The sequence below is a fragment of the Salinisphaera sp. RV14 genome (assembly GCF_052044135.1).
Classification (GTDB): Bacteria; Pseudomonadota; Gammaproteobacteria; order Nevskiales; family Salinisphaeraceae; genus Salinisphaera.
In genome coordinates this window covers 576,744-592,022 of record NZ_JBQDYF010000001.1, presented here as the reverse complement: position 1 = coordinate 592,022, position 15,279 = coordinate 576,744, and the positions used below count along the sequence as shown (strand labels likewise).

Sequence of the window (15,279 nt, the reverse complement as noted above, 5' to 3'; positions counted from 1 at the left end):
GTATCGGGCCACGTCCGGCATCAGCGACAGCTCGCCGGCAGGTCATCGGCCGGGACACCCGCATTCACGCTATCGTGCTCCGATGGCGCCGTGCAGCGCCAGGTGATGGTGCCCGAACCGAAGTCGGCGGTCAGATAGACGACCTTGTCGTCGATCGCGCCGCCGGCATATCGAATGTAAATGCCGGGCGCGTCCGGGTTGTTGTGCCACCAGATCCGCTTGACGTAGCGCCCGCTTGCGGCGCCGTCCGTGCCGCTCGGCATGTTCAGCTCCGCCAGTACGCCATTCCAGGAACCGCTTTTGGGCAGCTGACCATGTATGCTGTAGTACTCGGCCACGGCATGCTTGAGCGGCTGGGCGAGCACCAGCCCCTCGGTGATTTTGGCCCGTGTTTCGTAATGGCGATACAAAGGCAGCGCAATGGACGCCAGCACGCCGATGATCGCCACCACGATCATGAGCTCGATCAGCGTGAAGCCGGTCTGGCCCCGCCGGTCGGCCGATGCGTCCTGCATAGTCTGCCCCGTATCCAATTGCCCCAAGACGGTACTTGTGCCGGCTGTTGCACACGCTGTCAAAACCGGGACGGCGACGCGGTCGCGGGCGCACCGCTGCAATCGCCGCGCCGTCTGGCATTTCACGGGGTTGCGGATGCCGATCGGACAGCGCGCCCAAGCACCACGAGCCGATGACCGCTCGGTGACGCGCAGTCATATGCCCCGTGTTCCCGTCGGCGAGTATCGGGTTAGGATGGGCCCACTAATCGACAATGAGGATTGTTCATGGGCAAGCAGATCGAATTCCCCCGGCCCGATGGCGCCACCGCGCCCGGCTTCTACGCCGAGCCCGACGGCCGGCCGAACGCGCCCGGCATCGTGGTGATCCAGGAATGGTGGGGTCTCAACGACCAGATCAAACGCATCGGCCAGCAATGGACGGACGCCGGCTATCGTGTGCTGATTCCTGATCTGTATCGCGGCGAGAAGGCGCTGGACGCGGCCGAAGCCGAGCACAAGATGGACGACCTGGATTTTTCCGATGCCGCCACCCAGGACGTGCGCGGCGCGGTCCAGTATCTCAAGCAGGACAGCGCCTCGGTCGGCGTGATCGGGTTCTGCATGGGTGGCGTGCTCGCGGTGCTGGCCGCCATGCATGTGCCCGAGACCGATGTGGCGGTCTCCTGGTATGGCATCCCGCCGGAGGAAGCCGGCGATGCCAGCGCCATCGACGTACCGCTGCAATGTCATTTCGCCACGCAGGACACGTTCTTCCCGATCGAGCAGGCCGATGCCTTCGAAAAGAAGCTCGAGGCCGGCCACGTCGCGCATGAATGCTATCGCTACGAAGCCCAGCATGCCTTCGGTAACGAGGACTGGGATTACTACGATCCCGAAGCCAGCAAGCTGGCCTGGCAACGCAGCATGGCGTTCTTCGAGCATCACCTGAAAGGCTGAGGTGCACACGTCGAGGGCGGCCCGGGGCCGCCCTTTTCGTCGCAGCGCCGCGTGCCGCGGCGCTGTCAGTCGATCGCCGTCTCGTCGCCGTCGAATATCGGCAGATGGCCGAGCGCAATCACCTCCGACCAGTCGCTGCGATCGCCCTCGGTCATGATCGCCGCTTCGCCGGCGATGATCGCGCCGGCATGGTCCATGATCTTGCGCATGGCTTCCAGCGTGGAGCCGGAACTGATCACATCGTCGACCAGCACGATACGCGCATCCGCCACCAGATCACGATCCTTGGCATCGAGATACAGCGTCTGTTCGTCGCCCGTGGTGATCGAATGGGTGGTGGCCGACAGTGCGTCGCCCATATAGGGCTTGTAGCTCTTGCGCAGCACCGCGTACGGGCGTCCAGTGGCCACCGACAAGGCATGGACCAGCGGAATCGACTTCGCTTCCGCGGTCACCAGCACGCCGTAATCAAGCGCGGCCAGGCGATTCGCCAGCCCGCTGGCGGCCGCCTGCACCAGCGCCGTGTCGCCCAGGATATTGAGCACGGCAATGCGGACGCCCGAGGCCACCCGGAACAGGGGCAGTTCGCGCTTGAGTCCGGCGATTTCGACGGGATAGGTGCGTTGCGTGGCTTGCATCGGCGGGCAGGACTGGGTTCGGATCAGCGCTGCATTGTGCAACAGGCCGGGCGACAAATCTAAATCCGATCCGGACGGCGACGCGGGATGGGCACGCACCGACTTCAGGGCATGCGGCAAAATGCGCCGGGCAAGACACGGGTGTAATCTGACCCGGTCGTTTCAACAGTCCGGCGGGACGCGGACGTGATCCACCCCGCCGGCGCAGCCCGTGAGGTCGATATGCAAACCCGCGCCGCCGTACTGCACGAGATGGGCGCCGCGCGCCCCTATTCCGAATCGAAACCGTTGTCGATCGAGACCGTCGAGCTTGCCGGCCCCGGCCGCGGCGAAGTCCGGGTGAAGATGCATGCGGCCGGGCTGTGTCATTCCGACCTGTCCAGCATCGACGGCAATCGCCCGCGCCCCACCCCGATGGTGCTGGGCCACGAAGCCGCCGGCGAGATCGTGGAGCTCGGCGACGGCGTGACCGATTTCGCGGTCGGCGATCATGTGGTGTGTACGTTCGTGCCGAGCTGCGGTCATTGCGCCTACTGCGCCGATGGGCGCGCCGCGCTGTGCACGCCGGGCGCCGAGGCCAACAATGCCGGGATCATGCTGTCCGGCGGCCGCCGTCTGTCGCAGCACGGCCACGACGTTCATCACCATCTCGGCGTATCCGGCTTCGCGGAATACGCGATCGTGGCCACCGAATCGCTGGTCCGCATCGACCCGGCGCTGGATTTCGATATCGCCGCGGTGTTCGGCTGCGCGGTGCTGACCGGTGTGGGCGCATTGCTGCAGACCGCACAGCTGCGGCTCGGCCAGAGCGTGCTCGTCGTGGGCCTCGGCGGCGTGGGATTGTCGGCCGTGCTCGGCGCCGTTGCCGGCGGCGCCTCGCAGATCATCGCCGCCGACATCGCACCCGACAAACTGGAGACCGCGCGCGGGCTCGGCGCCACCGCCACGGTCGACCCAAGCGACCCCAACGCACTGGAGAAAGTCCGCGATCTGACCGGCGGTGGCGTCGATATCGCCGCCGAGTTCGCCGGGGTCGCCAAGGCCCTGGAGTTCGCCTACGACGCCACCGGCAAGGGCGGCACCACCGTCACCGCCGGCCTGCAGCATCCGGATTCGCGCATGTCGCTGCCGGCACTGACGCTGGTGGCCCAGGAACGCCGTCTGCTGGGCTCTTATCTGGGCGGCCATGTGCCCAAGCTCGATATCCCGGATTACATCGCGCTCTACCAGGCCGGCCGGCTGCCGGTGGATCGGCTGCTCACGCATCGACTGACGCTCGACCAGATCAATACCGGCTTCGAGCGCCTGGCCGCCGGCGAGGCAATACGGCAGGTGATTCAGTTCTGAACCCCCTGGGTTTTGCGCACGGCCGGCGCGATAATGCTCGAACCCACAACCCAGCCGACCGGCCATCACGAGCCGGCCGGCCCGAGGACTTGCCGATGTTTCGTCGTCTGATTGCCGCCAGCGTTCTGTTGCTCGTCGCCACGGCGGTGTTCGCCGCGCCAAGCAAGAGTGTGACCATCGTCGGGCGCAATGATCTGCGTTTCTCGCAGGACCACATCACCGTGGCACCCGGCACCCAGGTCACGCTCAAGCTGATCAACAAGTCGCACCTGCCGGCCTCGGCCATGTCGCACAACTGGGTGCTGCTGAAATCGGGTACCGATGCCGGCGCCTTCGACAATGCCGCGCGGAGCGCCGCCAGCAACGACTACATCCCGAAATCGATGAGCGATCGCGTCATCGCGCATACGGCCATGGTGAGCGGCGGCCACAGCGATACCATCACGTTCACCGCGCCCACCAAACCCGGCGATTATGAATACATCTGCACCTTTCCGGGGCACTTTCGGGCCGGGATGAAGGGCACGCTGACCGTTTCACCCACAAATTGATCGTTCGCCGTTGAATTTACGCGCAACGCCGTCAAGTCACTGGGGTTAGTGTTCATCAAAGGACCCTCATGTCTTACGACAAACTGCTGTCACCCGTTCACTTTGGCTCGCTGGAACTGCCCAATCGCGTGGTCATGGCGCCGCTTACGCGCGCCCGCTGCCCCGATCTGGTGCCGGGCGAAATGCAACAGACCTACTATGCTCAGCGCGCCGACGCCGGGCTGATCATCTCCGAGGCCACCAACATTTCGGAGTCGGCCCGGGGCTATGTCTACACACCGGGTATCTTCACCGACGCACAGGAAGCCGGCTGGTCGAAGGTCGTGGATGCGGTGCACGATGCGGGTGGTCGCATGTGTCTGCAGCTGTGGCACGTCGGCCGCATCGGCCACGAGATGGTGCATCCGGACGGCCGCAAGCCGGTCGCCCCCAGCGCACTGAAGGCCGAGGGCGCGGAATGCTATGTCGAGTTCGAGGACGGAACCTCGGGCAATCACCCCACCTCGACGCCCCGCGCGCTCGAAACCAAGGAGATCCCGGACGTCATCGACGAATACCGTCAGGCGGCGATTCGCGCCAAGCGCGCCGGTTTCGACATGGTCGAAGTCCATGCGGCCAACGCCTATCTGCTGCAACAGTTCATGGCCACCGGCTCGAACCAGCGCACCGACGCCTATGGCGGCTCGATCGAGAACCGGGCCCGGCTGACGCTTGAAGCCGTGGACGCCGTCACCGAGGTCATGGGCGCCGATCGCGTCGGCATTCGTATCTCGCCGTTCATCGAGATCTTCGGCCTGAGCGACGACGAACCCAAGGCCATGGCCTTCCATCTGGCCGAACAGCTCGAAGCGCGCGGCCTGGCCTACCTGCATATCAACGAGCCCAACTGGGCCGGCGGCGATATCAAGCTCACCGACGAATTCCGCGCGGCCATGCGCCAGCGGTTCGCCAGTGGCGCGCTCATCTTCTGCGGGCACTACACCGCGGATCGCGCCGAGAAACTGATCGAAAACGATCTCGGCGACGGTGCGGCCTTCGGTCGGCCCTACATCGCCAATCCGGATCTGGTAGAACGCTTCCGTCAGGAGGCCGAACTCAACGAACCCGATCCGTCGACCTTCTATGGCGGCGACGAAACCGGATACACGGACTACCCGACGCTCGAGGAGCAGACGGCGTAACACGCCGCTCGATGGCCATTGAGCCGGCGGATCGGACGATCCGCCGGCTTTTTCTTGTCAGCGCCGCGCACGAATGCGGGCGCGGCCGGCCGTAACCGGCGCGCTCGAAGCGGATCAGTTCAGGATGCCTTCCTGCTCCACGAACGCCATGATCTCGGAGACGCCATTGCCGGCGCGCAGGTTGGTGAACAGGGTCGGGCGCTCACCTCGCATCATCCGGGCGTCCCGCGCCATGACCTCGAGCGAGGCGCCGACATAGGGCGCCAGATCGATCTTGTTGATCACCAGCAGATCGGATCGCGTGATGCCGGGCCCGCCCTTGCGCGGAATCTTGTCGCCGGCCGAGACATCGATCACGTAGAGCGTCAGGTCCGACAGTTCCGGCGAAAATGTCGCCGCCAGATTGTCGCCGCCGCTTTCGATCAGGATGATATCCAGATCGTGAAATTCGGCGGTGAGCTGATCGATCGCCGCCAGATTCGCCGAGGCATCCTCGCGAATCGCGGTATGCGGGCAACCCCCCGTCTCGACACCGCGAATGCGCTGTTCCGGCAATGCGCCGCTGCGAATCAGGAAATCCGCATCCTCGCGGGTATAGATGTCGTTGGTCACCACGGCGATGGAATACTTGTCGCGCATGGCCTTGCACAGGGCGTCGGTCAGCGCCGTCTTGCCCGAGCCGACCGGACCCCCGATGCCGACCCGCAGGGGCGATTGCTTGTCCATGCTTACCTCTTTCAGATGATCGATCAGGAACGATAAAGTCGCGAATACAGGGTTTCGTGCGCCGTGCTGGCCAGCGCCACGCCCGGTAACGAACCGCCCAGTTCCGCATCGGCGAGGCGTGTTGCGCGCGCGACGGCACCCGGCACGCCTTCGGCCAACTCGAACAACAGGATCTGGCCGCGCGTCTGCCCCAACGGCACCAGCTTCACCGCCGCCAGCACCTGATTTTCAAGCCAGGCCCAGGCCAGCCCGGACGCGGCCGCCTCGGGCTCGATTTGCCAGCGCGTTGCGGCCAGCGCCCATAGCGCCGCGAATGAAACGTCCGCCGCATGCGCCCCGCCCAGACGCCAATCGCGCGCGCCCGGCTCCTGCATACCGTCGAGCAGGGTCGCCAGGGCGTGCCCGAGGTGGCGCTCCTGGGCTCGCCGCTCGGCGGTTTCGCGCGACGTCAGCAGATAACGGCTCCAGTCGCCGACCCGCTCGACGCAGTCCGCCTGCCAGGCCGCATGCAGGCGGAAATACACGGCCAGGTCGAGCGGTACGAGCGTGGCCTCGAGGCTCGCCGCGAGCCAACCCCGTACATCCGCCTCGCTGCGCAGCCAACCCTGTTCGACGGCGGCTTCCAGGCCTTCGGAATAGGCGAAGGCGCCGACCGGAAGCGAGGGGCTGGCCAGTTGCAGCAAGCGCTGTAACGCAAGCCCCCGGCCGGCATCAGCCATGGGCGTGATTCGGGCTCTCGACCGGGGCCGCCGCTTCGTGCTCGTGCTCGTGCTCGTGGCCGTGGCCGTGGCCGTGGCCGTTATGATCATAAGCGCCCGGCTCGGGGTGGAACGCACAGTGACAGACCTGCGGCCGCGCGCCCAGGCCCGCGACCATCGCATCCAGCACATGATCGTGGCGATAGGCCACGGCATCGGCGTGCACCTGCAGCGGCACGTGGCGGTTGCCGAGGTGATAGCAGATCCGGTTCAGCAACAGTCGATCGAGACAATGCACGTAGGACAGGGCTTCGGCCGCCGCGACGATGCGCACGAACACGCTTTCCTGCGCGTCGGTCAGCACATCACCGTCCGACAGCGTCGTGCCGCGGGCCAGCACGAGGCCGGCAAAGTCGCCGTTGTCGAGCGCGAGGCGCTGGCGTGATTTCTGGCGGGCGTCGAAATCCAGGGTTGCCGTGGCATCGGCGGCAACCGGCGCGCCGCTGTATTTGTGAACGAGTCGAATCATGGGGGTATGGATCAGGCCGATCGACGGCGAGGCGCCGAATTAGAACAGGAAATAACGCTGGGCCAGCGGCAGATCGGCCGCCGGTTCGCAGACCAGGAGTTCGCCGTCGGCGCGCACGTCGTAGGTCTGCGGGTCGACCTCGATATGCGGCAGGGCATCGTTGTTGCGCATGTCGGCTTTGGAGAGCCGCCGCGTACCGGCGACCGCGACCAGGCGCTTGGCGAGACCGAGCCGATCACCAATGCCGGCCGCCAGGGCGGCGGCCGAGGTGAACGTCACCGACGTTGAGGTGACGGAACGACCGTAGGCGCCGAACATCGGACGGTAATGCACCGGCTGCGGCGTGGGAATGGAGGCATTCGGGTCGCCCATCGGCGCCATGGCGATCACCCCGCCCTTGATGATGGTGGCCGGCTTGGCGCCGAAGAAAGCCGGTTTCCACAGCACCAGATCGGCCAGCTTGCCGACCTCGACCGAGCCCACCTCGTGGGCGATGCCATGGGTGATCGCCGGGTTGATGGTGTATTTGGCGATGTAGCGCTTCGCACGTTCGTTGTCCGCGCGCGCGGAGTCGCCGGGCGCCGGCCCGCGCTGGACGCGCATCTTGTGCGCGGTCTGCCAGGTACGGGTGATGACCTCGCCCACGCGGCCCATCGCCTGCGAATCCGAGGCGATCATCGAGAACGCGCCGAGATCGTGCAGGATGTCCTCGGCAGCGATCGTCTCGCGGCGAATCCGCGAATCGGCGAATGCCACGTCCTCGGCGATCGACGGGCTCAGGTGGTGACACACCATGAGCATATCCAGATGCTCGTCGACCGTATTCACCGTATACGGCCGCGTCGGATTGGTGCTCGATGGCAACACATTCGGCTTGCCCGCGGCGGTAATGATATCGGGCGCATGACCGCCACCGGCCCCTTCGGTGTGGTAGGTATGAATCACCCGATCCTTGAATGCCGCGAACGTGTCTTCGACGAAGCCCGACTCGTTCAGCGTATCGGTATGGATGGCCACCTGAACGTCCGTTGCCTCGGCCACCGTCAGACAATTGTCGATGGCGGCCGGCGTGGTGCCCCAGTCCTCGTGCAGTTTCAGGCCACAGGCCCCGGCCACGATCTGGTCGTGCAACGGGCCGGGCTGGCTGGCATTGCCCTTGCCCAGAAACCCCAGGTTCATCGGAAAGGCTTCGGCCGCCTCGAGCATGCGATGCATGTGCCAGGGCCCCGGCGTGGCCGTCGTGGCCTTGGTGCCCGTAGCCGGGCCGGTGCCGCCGCCGATCATGGTGGTGATACCCGAGGCCAGCGCCTCCTCGATCTGCTGCGGGCAGACGAAATGGATATGCGCATCGATCCCGCCGGCGGTGAGGATCTGCCCCTCGCCGGCGATGATTTCCGTGCCCGGCCCGATCACGATGCCGACGCCGTCCATGATGTCCGGGTTGCCGGCCTTGCCAATGCCCGAGATACGGCCCCCGGATATGCCGACATCGGCCTTGACGATGCCCCACCAGTCGAGAATCACGGCATTGGTGATCACCGTATCGGCGGCCACATCGTTGGCGTGCTGGCTCTGGCCCATGCCGTCGCGCACCACCTTGCCGCCGCCGAACTTGACCTCATCGCCGTAATGCCCGGCATCGGACTCGATCTCGATGGTCAGGGCCGTGTCGCCGAGCCGCACGCGATCACCCGCGGCGGGCCCGAACATCTCGGCATAGGCCGTCCGGTCCATATGGCTCATGCCGAATCCTCATCGAGCGGGCCCATCACCCGACCATGAAAACCGTGGATCACACGCCGGCCGGCGTAGGCGACCAGCGCCACGCTGCGCGTCGCGCCCGGCTCGAAGCGGATCGCCGTGCCTGCCGGCACATCGAGTCGAAAACCGCGGGCGGCAGCCCGATCGAACGCCAGCGCCGGATTGGTTTCGGCGAAATGATAATGCGACCCGACCTGCACCGGCCGATCGCCGGTATTGGCGACCTCGATCGTGCGCCGCTCACGCCCCGCGTTGATTTCGATCTCGCCCTCGGCGGGCAGAATTTCGCCTGGAATCATGGCTACCTCAGACAATCGGATCGTGGACGGTGACAAGCTTGGTGCCATCAATGAACGTCGCCTCGACCTGGACCTCGGTCAGCATTTCCGGCACGCCGTCCATGACGTCCTCGCGCGTGAGCAGCGTCCGGCCGTAGTCCATCATCTCGGCCACCGAACGGCCTTCGCGGGCGCCTTCCATCAACGCCGAGGCAATGAATGCCATCGCCTCGGGGTAATTCAGTTTCAGGCCACGCTCCCGACGCCGCTCGGCAAGCAGCCCGGCCGAGAAGATCAGCAGTTTGTCTTTTTCGCGCGGCGTGAGATCCATGACACATTCTCTATTCAGTGGGCGACCGGGCCGTGCCGACGGGCCGGTCTGACAATCGACGCGCGGTGTGCCGGTTTACCCCTACGTTCGATAGCGACCGGCGACGCCGGCCATCAAGACACGCCACGCGGCCGCGGCCCAGGAACAACGCGTTGGCGATAGCCGGGAGCGCGGCGCCTACGTCGCCCAGATACGGGGCGCAACAGCCGGTTTGCCCAGTATCGACGGCCGCAGAGATTCCCATAACCGGCGTAACGGCGTATGTAACAACCGTGCTTCTCGCCCGGTCACGCGCACGACCAACAGACCGTCCACCACCGACACGCCACTACCGATGCGGTATTCGGCAAGCCGCCGACGCAACTCGTTCGCCGTCGTCGCGTCGAACCCTTCCGGTTGATAAGCAACGAGCGTGCCGACCGCCCGCGCGCCGTTGAGCCCCCAGGGCGCGTTCTGGAACGGCGACTGCCCGGCGCCCGGCACCAATGTGCGTTCGTGCCAACGCAACCGATTGCCGACCCGTACGCACCATCGACCGTCGTAGTGTCCGCTATCGAATGCTTCGTGCGAAGCCGGCCGGCCGAGTGTCCAGATATCCCAGGCGACGGCGCGCGCATCCGAGGCCAGATCGAGATCCAGCGAGGTCAGCGCCTGTGTCCCGTCGAACACGATGGTTTCCTGGGGCAGCCACTCCAGCCGCGCCCCGGCACCGACCGACAGGCGAACACCCTGACGGCTGGCACGCGCGGGAGCCCGGTACAGCTTGGCCGCCGAAGGCGTGGTGATCAGCGCCTGCGCGCGCGATTCGAGCTGGATGTCGAAATCGATTTCATCGCCCTGAACCACGCCGCCCGGCGGGTGCAGCAGCATGACATGCGCGGTGCCGTCACCTTCGGGGTACAGTAACCGCTGCACATAAACCGGCCCGCGATGACGCCGGCGCGTGGCCACGCTGCGTTCGCCGCGACGGGCAATGGTCAGATCGAGTCGGGCCTTCCAGCCGTCTGCACAGCGCGAACGGTCCGCGGCGATATCAGGGCACAAGACGATCGATGACTCCGGGCACGGTTCAAAGATCATCTTCTACACAAAACTAAACCGGCCGCCAAGCCCCGATCGACGTATCGCGACCCAGGGCCCGCGGCCGGCCCGACCCGTGGCGGGGCCGACACGGGGCCGTTATCATAGCCGTCCGACAGATTCGGCTATTGCGATCCAGGGCCTGTACCACCATGCGCGCCATTACCCGACATGGGGTTGCCCGACCCTTGCATGTTGTTACGCATCTGCGACGCCGTATTGCTCATCGACTGACCCGCCGATTGCATGCTCTGCCGTGTGCCGTTCATGGCGTTTCCGGCTTTCTGTGTCGTTTTGGGCAGCTTCCGCTTGCTGCCGTTCTTCATGACGATATAGGTCTCGCCACCGGAAACCGCCGGCCCGACCGTGCCGCCGTGGGCCGCCTGCATACCCGCCTCGAATTGCTTGAGGGTGATGCCGCCAGCGCTCACATCGCTTTTCCTGGCCCGCGGGTCGCTCTTGATCGACGCGTTGGTATCCATCGAGTCATACCGTTTGGCCACGGTCGGATTGGCCTGTGCCTCGCTCCGGCTGAGCACACCGTTATTGTTGGTATCGAGCTTGTGAAACTCGGCCGCCAACGAGACGCGGCTCGACGTACCGGCCTGAGCGGCACCCGCACTCGCACCCGTATTGCCGGAAGCACCCATGCCGGACGCGGCAAAAGCCGAACTCGTGACCATGGCCAGACCGAAAACAATCGCGGTTTTGTTCAACATCATGGCGCCCTACTGCGTTGCAAGAAACACCCCGACGCTACGTCCGGCCCATTAATTCGGCCTGAATTCTGCGCGCCCGCGCTTGCGGGCGCATCAGGTCAGCCGGTTTCCTGCTCGCGTTCACGGTCGCGTGCGCCCGGTGCGAACATGCGCGCCGTGAACAGCCCGACCTCGTACAAGAGGTAGATGGGCACAGCGAGCAATGTCTGCGATATGACGTCCGGCGGCGTGAGCAGCATGCCGGCGGCGAACGCGGCGACCAGCACGTAAGGCCGATAGCCGCCAAGCTGCTTGGGTGTGACGAAACCGGCCCAGACGATGAGGAAGATGGCCACCGGCAGCTCGAAGGCGATGCCGAACGCCATGAACATTTTCAACACGAAGTCGAGATAGTTGGAGATGTCGGTCATCACGGTCACGCCGGCCGGGGCCACCGAGACGAAGAAACCGAACACGATGGGAAAGATGACGTAATACGCGAACGCCATACCCAGATAGAACAACAACGTGCTGGAAACCAGCAAGGGCGTGACAAGCCGGCGCTCGGCCATGTACAGCCCGGGCGCCACGAACATCCACACCTGGTACAGCGTCCACGGCAGCGAGACCGCGAACGCGACCATCAGCGAGAGTTTCATCGGCACCAGGAACGGCGCCGTGACGCCAGTGGCGATCAGGCTGCTGTGGTTCGGCATGTGCACCAACAGCGGGCCCGACAGGTAGGTGAACAACGGACGGGAAAAATAGAAACAGGGCAGAAACACCACGACGATGCCGATCGCAATGCGGATCACCCGCGTGCGCAGCTCAAAAAGATGCGCCATCAGGGGCTGTTCGTTGTCGTCGATCTCGTCGTCGCTCACGGGCGATTCTCGTTGTGTGGTTGCGTTGTGGTGGCGGAGACATCGGCCTTATCGGCCTCGTCATCGGACGCCGCCGCGCTGGATTCGTCTGATGCCACGGACGCCGCGTCCTCCGCGGCCGGCCGCGTCGGCGTGTTCTGCTCGCCGGACGCATTCTCGGTGGGCTCGGCTTCGCCCTCGATCGGCTCCATGAGCGGGCTGACGGCGCGCTCCGTGCTCGAACGAAATTCCTGCGTCTCGGCCTCGATCTGCTCGCGCGCACGCCGGACATCCCGGCGGATGTCCTCGGTGGCCACTTCGTTCTCGAGCTCGGTGGTCAACGCGTTGACGTAATGGCGCGCGCGACTCGCCCAGCGCCCGAGGGTACGGGCGACCACGGGCAGACGCTCGGGACCGAGCACGATCAATCCAATCACACCGAGAACCGCCAGCTCCCAGAAACCGATGTCGAACATGACGTGTATCCGCCCTAGTCGCGACGGTTGGCGCTATCGTTCTCGGCGCCGGTTTCGTGGCTGTGGTTTTGGCTTTGGTTGTCGCCGTGGCTCGACGCATCCTCGCGATGCGCGTGATCCACGACCTTCGGATCCTTGTCGGATTCGCGCTGCTCGTCGTCGTCCTTCATGGCCGAGCGGAAGCCCTTGAGCGCATTGCCCAGGTCCGGCCCGAGATTGCGCAGCCGCTTCGACCCGAAGACGAGCAGCACGATGACCAGAAGGATGAGCAGCTGCCAGATACTGATACCGGAAAGCATATAAACCTCTTCGTGTTAGGCGTTGTTCCCGCCCCGTGTGCCACGGGCGGCTTTTTCCTCGTGGCCCGATACGCCGAAGCGCCGGGCCAGTTCATTACGTACCGCCGTGGAATCCAGCCCTCGCGACTGGAGCAGAACCATGCAGTGAAACCACAGGTCGGCGACCTCATGCACGACATGCGAATCGTCATCACCCTGCGCGGCCTCGATGACTTCGGCGGCCTCCTCGTCGATCTTCGCGCTGATCGCGGCCACACCGCCAGCATACAGCGAGGCAGTGTAACTATGCGCGGGATCTGATATGCGACGTTTGGCCAACGCGGCATCAAGCGCGGTGAAGACGTCGGGGTCGGCGGGGGCGGAATTACTCATGCAGACCATACATTCGCTGGGGATCCTTGAGCACGGGATCGTGGGTGACCCAGGTCTCGCCGTCCAGGATCTGGAAGAAACAGGACTCGCGGCCAGTGTGACAAGCCACGCCGCCGACCTGCTCGACGCGCAGAAGCAGGGCATCGTTGTCGCAGTCCAGCGCAATCTCGACGATACGCTGAAGATTGCCGGAGGTCTCGCCCTTGCGCCACAGCGCCGCGCGCGAGCGCGACCAGTAAGTGGCATAACCGGATGCCACGGTCGCGGCGAGCGCGTCACGGTTCATCCAGGCCAGCGTCAGCACGCGCCCGCTGTCGACCGACTGCGTGATTACCGGCGCCAGCCCCCGCTCATCCCAGTCGACCACCGAGAGCCAGTCGTTTGCCGCGCTCGAACCCATGCGGAACTCCATGTTGTCATGCCGTTGCGCCGTATCGTAGAGCCTGTGGCCGTTTCATACGAGGCCCGCGTCGGCGCGGCCGAATCCGGGCGTCGATGCCGGTGTCGCACGCCGCCACTGCGGCCGTGCGCGCGCGAACCCAACCCGACCCGGCGGCCGGGCCGCACGCTCGCGCTGTTGCAACCTCCGCGGGCGCGATCTAATGTTGCCGCGCATGAAGATCATCATCCTGGGGGCGGGCGAGGTCGGCGCCACACTCGCCGAGAATCTCGCCCATGAATCGAACGACGTCACCGTCGTCGATATCAACGAATCGCTGCTGCGTCCGTTACAGGACCGGCTCGACATCCGGGCCGTGCACGGCTATGCGGCGCACCCGGCGGTACTGCGCGATGCGGGCGCGAACGACGCCGACATGATCATCGCCGTTACCGCGGTCGACGAAATCAACATGATCGCCTGCCAGATCGCCTACACCCTGTTTCATACGCCGACCAAGATCGCGCGGATCCGGTCGTCGGAATACCTGGTGGAGGCACGGCTGTTCCATCAGGACGCGATCCCGATCGACATGTCGATCAGTCCGGAACAGCTGGTGACCGACTACATCAAGCGCCTGATCCAGTATCCCGGCGCGCTGCAGGTGGTGGACTTCGCCGAGGGCCGGGTCCAGGTCGTGGGCGTGAAGGCCTATTACGGCGGGCCACTCGTCGGCAACGAACTCAAGGCGCTGCGCCAGCACATACCCAACGTCGACACCCGCGTGGTGGCGATCTATCGCCGCGGCAAGCCCTTGATTCCCCAAGGCGATACCATCGTCGAGGCCGACGACGAGGTGTTCTTCGTGGCCGCCCGGCGCGACATCAAGCAGGTGATCGGCGAACTGCGCAAGATCGATCGTCCGGTCAAGCGCGTGATGCTGGCCGGTGGTGGCAACATCGGCACACGCTTGGCGCTTGCGCTGGAAAATCAGTGCCAGGTCAAGGTGATCGAACACAATCCGGAACGGGCGGGCTGGTTGTCGGAGCGTGTGAATCGCTCGATCGTGCTCAAGGGCGATGCCGCCAATGAGGCGCTCCTGCGCGAAGAGAACATCGAGTCGGTCGATGTGTTCTGCTCGGTCACCGACGACGACGAAGCCAACATCCTGTCGGCGATGCTGGCCAAGCGGCTGGGCGCGCGCAAGGCCATGTCGCTGATCAACCGGCTGGCGTATGTCGACCTGATCGAATCTTCCGGCACCCAGATCGATATCGCCATTTCGCCCAAGCAATCGACCATTTCGGCGCTGCTGGCGCACGTCCGCCGCGGCGACGTGGTGCGCGCGCATACGCTGCGCCGCGGCGCGGCCGAGGCGATTGAGGCGATTGCGCACGGCGAGCGCTCCAACTCGCGGGTGGTCGGCCGGCGCATCGACGAGATCAAGCTGCCGCCCGGCGCATCCATCGGTGCGGTCGCCCGCGGCGAAGATGTCCTCATCGCGCATCACGACACCGTGATCGAATCCGGCGACCACGTCATGATCTTCATCATCGACAAGAAATACACCGCCGAAGTCGAACAGCTGTTCCAGGTCGGCGTGTCCTACGTCTAGTCC

The 15,279-nt window shown here is 65.1% G+C and carries 20 protein-coding genes; 5 read left to right on the top strand and 15 right to left on the bottom strand.

Going from position 1 to position 15,279, the window contains the following annotated elements; genetic code table 11:
- Window positions 1-20 precede the first annotated feature (20 nt).
- Window positions 21-515 (bottom strand): pilin, encoded by a 495-nt coding sequence (locus ACS8Y6_RS02790; protein ID WP_440850998.1) that lies wholly within the window; start codon window positions 513-515, stop codon window positions 21-23.
- A gap of 267 nt (window positions 516-782) precedes the next feature.
- Here ACS8Y6_RS02790 and ACS8Y6_RS02785 point away from each other — a divergent pair, with 267 nt between their 5' ends.
- The gene (locus ACS8Y6_RS02785) at window positions 783-1,454 is read left to right on the top strand and encodes a dienelactone hydrolase family protein (protein WP_440854925.1); all 672 of its coding nucleotides are present in this window, start codon (window positions 783-785) and stop codon (window positions 1,452-1,454) included.
- A 65-nt stretch (window positions 1,455-1,519) separates the two neighbouring features.
- On the opposite strand, the gene ACS8Y6_RS02780 is transcribed toward ACS8Y6_RS02785, so the two are convergent.
- Window positions 1,520-2,092: a phosphoribosyltransferase family protein gene (locus ACS8Y6_RS02780; RefSeq protein ID WP_440850996.1), complete on the bottom strand. Its 573-nt coding sequence runs from the start codon at window positions 2,090-2,092 to the stop codon at window positions 1,520-1,522.
- 222 nt (window positions 2,093-2,314) lie between these two features.
- Between ACS8Y6_RS02780 and ACS8Y6_RS02775 the strand changes: the two genes are divergently transcribed.
- The 3 genes from ACS8Y6_RS02775 (at window position 2,315) to ACS8Y6_RS02765 (ending at window position 5,171) form a co-directional block, all read left to right on the top strand.
- Window positions 2,315-3,439 carry a zinc-dependent alcohol dehydrogenase family protein gene (locus ACS8Y6_RS02775; RefSeq protein ID WP_440850995.1) on the top strand — a complete coding sequence of 375 codons (1,125 nt, stop codon included), beginning with the start codon at window positions 2,315-2,317 and terminating at the stop codon, window positions 3,437-3,439.
- 95 nt (window positions 3,440-3,534) lie between these two features.
- On the top strand, window positions 3,535-3,990 hold the full coding sequence (locus ACS8Y6_RS02770) for a plastocyanin/azurin family copper-binding protein (protein ID WP_440850994.1): 456 nt from the start codon (window positions 3,535-3,537) through the stop codon (window positions 3,988-3,990).
- A 68-nt stretch (window positions 3,991-4,058) separates the two neighbouring features.
- The gene (locus tag ACS8Y6_RS02765; RefSeq protein WP_440854924.1) at window positions 4,059-5,171 is read left to right on the top strand and encodes an alkene reductase; all 1,113 of its coding nucleotides are present in this window, start codon (window positions 4,059-4,061) and stop codon (window positions 5,169-5,171) included.
- 114 nt (window positions 5,172-5,285) lie between these two features.
- On the opposite strand, the gene ureG is transcribed toward ACS8Y6_RS02765, so the two are convergent.
- The 13 genes from ureG to hisI all read right to left on the bottom strand — a co-directional run bounded on the left by ureG (window position 5,286) and on the right by hisI (window position 13,682).
- Window positions 5,286-5,897, bottom strand: a complete 612-nt coding sequence (ureG, locus tag ACS8Y6_RS02760) for an urease accessory protein UreG (protein WP_440850992.1) — start codon at window positions 5,895-5,897, stop codon at window positions 5,286-5,288.
- A gap of 23 nt (window positions 5,898-5,920) precedes the next feature.
- Window positions 5,921-6,616 (bottom strand): urease accessory protein UreF, encoded by a 696-nt coding sequence (locus ACS8Y6_RS02755; protein ID WP_199678666.1) that lies wholly within the window; start codon window positions 6,614-6,616, stop codon window positions 5,921-5,923.
- Window positions 6,609-7,124, bottom strand: coding sequence for an urease accessory protein UreE (ureE, locus tag ACS8Y6_RS02750; RefSeq protein WP_440854923.1), 516 nt, complete (start codon window positions 7,122-7,124; stop codon window positions 6,609-6,611). Before ureE ends, ACS8Y6_RS02755 begins: the two co-directional genes overlap by 8 nt.
- A gap of 39 nt (window positions 7,125-7,163) precedes the next feature.
- Window positions 7,164-8,867 carry an urease subunit alpha gene (gene ureC / locus ACS8Y6_RS02745; RefSeq protein WP_440850990.1) on the bottom strand — a complete coding sequence of 568 codons (1,704 nt, stop codon included), beginning with the start codon at window positions 8,865-8,867 and terminating at the stop codon, window positions 7,164-7,166.
- On the bottom strand, window positions 8,864-9,184 hold the full coding sequence (locus ACS8Y6_RS02740) for an urease subunit beta (protein WP_440850989.1): 321 nt from the start codon (window positions 9,182-9,184) through the stop codon (window positions 8,864-8,866). The genes ureC and ACS8Y6_RS02740 overlap by 4 nt, the downstream gene beginning before the upstream one ends.
- A 7-nt stretch (window positions 9,185-9,191) precedes the next feature.
- Window positions 9,192-9,494, bottom strand: coding sequence for an urease subunit gamma (gene ureA, locus ACS8Y6_RS02735; RefSeq protein ID WP_109992418.1), 303 nt, complete (start codon window positions 9,492-9,494; stop codon window positions 9,192-9,194).
- Window positions 9,495-9,671: 177 nt separating this feature from the next.
- Entirely contained in the window at window positions 9,672-10,574 is a 903-nt protein-coding gene (locus ACS8Y6_RS02730; protein ID WP_440854922.1) for an urease accessory protein UreD, read from the bottom strand.
- Window positions 10,575-10,699: 125 nt separating this feature from the next.
- A complete protein-coding gene (locus ACS8Y6_RS02725; RefSeq protein WP_440854921.1) occupies window positions 10,700-11,296 on the bottom strand; it encodes a hypothetical protein in 597 nt (198 codons plus the stop codon).
- A gap of 95 nt (window positions 11,297-11,391) precedes the next feature.
- Window positions 11,392-12,141: a twin-arginine translocase subunit TatC gene (gene tatC, locus ACS8Y6_RS02720; RefSeq protein ID WP_440851019.1), complete on the bottom strand. Its 750-nt coding sequence runs from the start codon at window positions 12,139-12,141 to the stop codon at window positions 11,392-11,394.
- Window positions 12,142-12,152: 11 nt separating this feature from the next.
- Window positions 12,153-12,611, bottom strand: coding sequence for a Sec-independent protein translocase protein TatB (tatB, locus tag ACS8Y6_RS02715; RefSeq protein ID WP_440850986.1), 459 nt, complete (start codon window positions 12,609-12,611; stop codon window positions 12,153-12,155).
- Window positions 12,612-12,625: 14 nt separating this feature from the next.
- Entirely contained in the window at window positions 12,626-12,910 is a 285-nt protein-coding gene (gene tatA / locus ACS8Y6_RS02710) for a twin-arginine translocase TatA/TatE family subunit (protein ID WP_440850985.1), read from the bottom strand.
- A gap of 15 nt (window positions 12,911-12,925) precedes the next feature.
- Window positions 12,926-13,282, bottom strand: a complete 357-nt coding sequence (locus ACS8Y6_RS02705) for a phosphoribosyl-ATP diphosphatase (protein ID WP_440850984.1) — start codon at window positions 13,280-13,282, stop codon at window positions 12,926-12,928.
- Window positions 13,275-13,682: a phosphoribosyl-AMP cyclohydrolase gene (gene hisI / locus ACS8Y6_RS02700; RefSeq protein WP_440850983.1), complete on the bottom strand. Its 408-nt coding sequence runs from the start codon at window positions 13,680-13,682 to the stop codon at window positions 13,275-13,277. Before hisI ends, ACS8Y6_RS02705 begins: the two co-directional genes overlap by 8 nt.
- A gap of 214 nt (window positions 13,683-13,896) precedes the next feature.
- Between hisI and trkA the strand changes: the two genes are divergently transcribed.
- Window positions 13,897-15,276 carry a Trk system potassium transporter TrkA gene (gene trkA, locus ACS8Y6_RS02695; protein ID WP_440850982.1) on the top strand — a complete coding sequence of 460 codons (1,380 nt, stop codon included), beginning with the start codon at window positions 13,897-13,899 and terminating at the stop codon, window positions 15,274-15,276.
- Window positions 15,277-15,279: the final 3 nt, after the last annotated feature.

Bases quoted from the DNA above. Each gene is read 5' to 3' on its own strand.
- ACS8Y6_RS02780 (WP_440850996.1), bottom strand. From the start codon at position 2,092: ATGCAAGCCACGCAACGCACCTATCCCGTCGAAATCGCCGGACTCAAG.
- ACS8Y6_RS02740 (WP_440850989.1), bottom strand. From the start codon at position 9,184: ATGATTCCAGGCGAAATTCTGCCCGCCGAGGGCGAGATCGAAATCAAC.
- ureG (WP_440850992.1), bottom strand. From the start codon at position 5,897: ATGGACAAGCAATCGCCCCTGCGGGTCGGCATCGGGGGTCCGGTCGGC.
- trkA (WP_440850982.1), top strand. From the start codon at position 13,897: ATGAAGATCATCATCCTGGGGGCGGGCGAGGTCGGCGCCACACTCGCC.
- ACS8Y6_RS02705 (WP_440850984.1), bottom strand. From the start codon at position 13,282: ATGAGTAATTCCGCCCCCGCCGACCCCGACGTCTTCACCGCGCTTGAT.
- ACS8Y6_RS02765 (WP_440854924.1), top strand. From the start codon at position 4,059: ATGTCTTACGACAAACTGCTGTCACCCGTTCACTTTGGCTCGCTGGAA.
- ureA (WP_109992418.1), bottom strand. From the start codon at position 9,494: ATGGATCTCACGCCGCGCGAAAAAGACAAACTGCTGATCTTCTCGGCC.
- ACS8Y6_RS02730 (WP_440854922.1), bottom strand. From the start codon at position 10,574: ATGATCTTTGAACCGTGCCCGGAGTCATCGATCGTCTTGTGCCCTGAT.
- tatA (WP_440850985.1), bottom strand. From the start codon at position 12,910: ATGCTTTCCGGTATCAGTATCTGGCAGCTGCTCATCCTTCTGGTCATC.
- ureE (WP_440854923.1), bottom strand. From the start codon at position 7,124: ATGATTCGACTCGTTCACAAATACAGCGGCGCGCCGGTTGCCGCCGAT.
- ACS8Y6_RS02755 (WP_199678666.1), bottom strand. From the start codon at position 6,616: ATGGCTGATGCCGGCCGGGGGCTTGCGTTACAGCGCTTGCTGCAACTG.
- ureC (WP_440850990.1), bottom strand. From the start codon at position 8,867: ATGAGCCATATGGACCGGACGGCCTATGCCGAGATGTTCGGGCCCGCC.
- ACS8Y6_RS02725 (WP_440854921.1), bottom strand. From the start codon at position 11,296: ATGATGTTGAACAAAACCGCGATTGTTTTCGGTCTGGCCATGGTCACG.
- ACS8Y6_RS02790 (WP_440850998.1), bottom strand. From the start codon at position 515: ATGCAGGACGCATCGGCCGACCGGCGGGGCCAGACCGGCTTCACGCTG.
- ACS8Y6_RS02775 (WP_440850995.1), top strand. From the start codon at position 2,315: ATGCAAACCCGCGCCGCCGTACTGCACGAGATGGGCGCCGCGCGCCCC.
- ACS8Y6_RS02785 (WP_440854925.1), top strand. From the start codon at position 783: ATGGGCAAGCAGATCGAATTCCCCCGGCCCGATGGCGCCACCGCGCCC.
- ACS8Y6_RS02770 (WP_440850994.1), top strand. From the start codon at position 3,535: ATGTTTCGTCGTCTGATTGCCGCCAGCGTTCTGTTGCTCGTCGCCACG.
- tatB (WP_440850986.1), bottom strand. From the start codon at position 12,611: ATGTTCGACATCGGTTTCTGGGAGCTGGCGGTTCTCGGTGTGATTGGA.
- hisI (WP_440850983.1), bottom strand. From the start codon at position 13,682: ATGGGTTCGAGCGCGGCAAACGACTGGCTCTCGGTGGTCGACTGGGAT.